The organism is Arthrospira sp. PCC 8006, from assembly GCF_046480465.1.
Lineage (GTDB): Bacteria > Cyanobacteriota > Cyanobacteriia > Cyanobacteriales > Microcoleaceae > Limnospira > Limnospira platensis.
Genome location: NZ_PKGG01000441.1, coordinates 1 through 1,624 on the forward strand (window position 1 = coordinate 1; position 1,624 = coordinate 1,624).

Below are 1,624 nucleotides of genomic sequence, written 5' to 3' on the forward strand. Positions count from 1 at the left end.
AAGGTAGATGTACCTGGTGGGGGMAATTCTTTACCCYATCAGATTTAATTGAAGTAGACCACATTGTACCTAGAAGCCATGGCGGAAAGGATGAATACAAGAATATTCAATTATTACATCGCCATTGTCACGACAATAAAACAGCTCTTGATGAAGAGATGATGCTGTACTCTTAACAAGGAGACGGTCAAATTAGGAGCCGTATGAGGTGAAAGTCTCAAGTGCGGTTCTGTATGGGAGGGGGAGATGGTGACATCTCTCTCGACCCCTACTAGAAACCTGAGAGGAACCCCCTATGACCACCAGTGCTGACGATGTTTGGAGGCTGCTAGGAGAACTCATAGAAGCCCAAAAGGAAACTGAACGAGTCATCAAAGAAGAGTCCCAAGAAACCGAACGCCGCTTCCGGGAAACCGATCGCCGCTTCGAGGAAACCAAGCAACTCCTCCAGCGACAGTCCGAAGAAAGCGATCGCCGCTTCGAGGAAACCAAGCAACTCCTCCAGCGACAGTCCGAAGARAGCGATCGCCGCTTCCGGGAACAATCCCAAGAAAGCGATTCTCGTTCCGAGACGCTGCGCGAACGCCGCTTCCGGGAAACCGAACGAATCATCAAACAACAGAATGAAAAACTCAACCAGGAATTAGGCAAATTGGGAAACCGCCTCGGAGAATTTGTCGAATGGCAGGTACGCCCCGCCGTCGTCCAACTGTTTCAGCAGCGGGGAATTGCGGTTAATGAATTCCATGCTAATATCTCCGTTAAACGCTCTGGAGAAGCCCTAGAAATTGATTTGCTCGTCGTCAACACCGACCAAGCCATATTAGTGGAAGTCAAAAGCAAACTCAGCCAAACCGACATCGACGAACACCTGGAAAGACTCGAAAAATTCAAGCGGTTAATGCCCGCTTATCGTGATTTTAAGGCCATGGGAKCCGTCGCCGGAATGGTCGTCCCCGAARAWGTCGCCCGCTATGGCTACCGTCGCGGCTTATTTGTTTTGGCACAGTCAGGAGATAGCGTCGTGATTTTAAATGATGATAAATTCCGTCCCCGCCAATGGTAAATTACCCCCAGAGTTGGCGATCGCGTAGCCTCTCGGAAGTGCGACCTATCGCCTACYCTCTSGGAAGTGCGACCTATCGCCTACCCTTTCAGAAATGCGATCGCGTAGCCTCGGAGTGCGACGTATCGCGTAGCGTGMCCGCCAGAAGTATCGCCTACCCTCTCAGAAGTGCGTTCGCGTAGCCTCGGAGTGCGACGTATCGCCTAGCCTCGGAGTGCGACGTATCGCCTAGSSTYTCRGAAGTGCGATCGCATCTTACCAGAAAGCGATCGCATAGTGGAAAGTGGCTAAAATGGATGATTGAAATCACCCAGAGGACAACCCCCATGACCACCAATGCTGACGATGTTTGGAGGCTGCTAGGAGAACTCATAGAAGCCCAAAAGGAAACTGAACGACTCCTCAAAGAACAATCCCAAGAAAGCGATCGCCGCTTCCGGGAACAGTCCCAAGAAAGCGATCGCCGCTTCCGGGAACAGTCCCAAGAAAGCGATCGCCGCTTCCGGGAAACCGAACGAATCATCAAACAACAGAATGAAAAACTCAAACAGGAATTAG

Annotated in this window: 3 protein-coding genes and 1 pseudogene; all 4 read left to right on the forward strand. The window is 50.8% G+C overall.

What is annotated here, in order from left to right:
• Positions 1-176: HNH endonuclease (locus tag B9T16_RS28500; RefSeq protein ID WP_410246369.1), on the forward strand; the 176-nt coding region annotated here is incomplete at its 5' end.
• 119 nt (positions 177-295) lie between these two features.
• On the forward strand, positions 296-1,066 hold the full coding sequence (locus tag B9T16_RS28505) for a hypothetical protein (RefSeq protein WP_410246367.1): 771 nt from the start codon (positions 296-298) through the stop codon (positions 1,064-1,066).
• The gene (locus tag B9T16_RS28510; protein WP_410246368.1) at positions 1,060-1,248 is read left to right on the forward strand and encodes a hypothetical protein; all 189 of its coding nucleotides are present in this window, start codon (positions 1,060-1,062) and stop codon (positions 1,246-1,248) included. The genes B9T16_RS28505 and B9T16_RS28510 overlap by 7 nt, the downstream gene beginning before the upstream one ends.
• Before the next feature lie 144 nt (positions 1,249-1,392).
• Positions 1,393-1,624, forward strand: a pseudogene (locus B9T16_RS28515) (hypothetical protein); the annotation flags it as partial.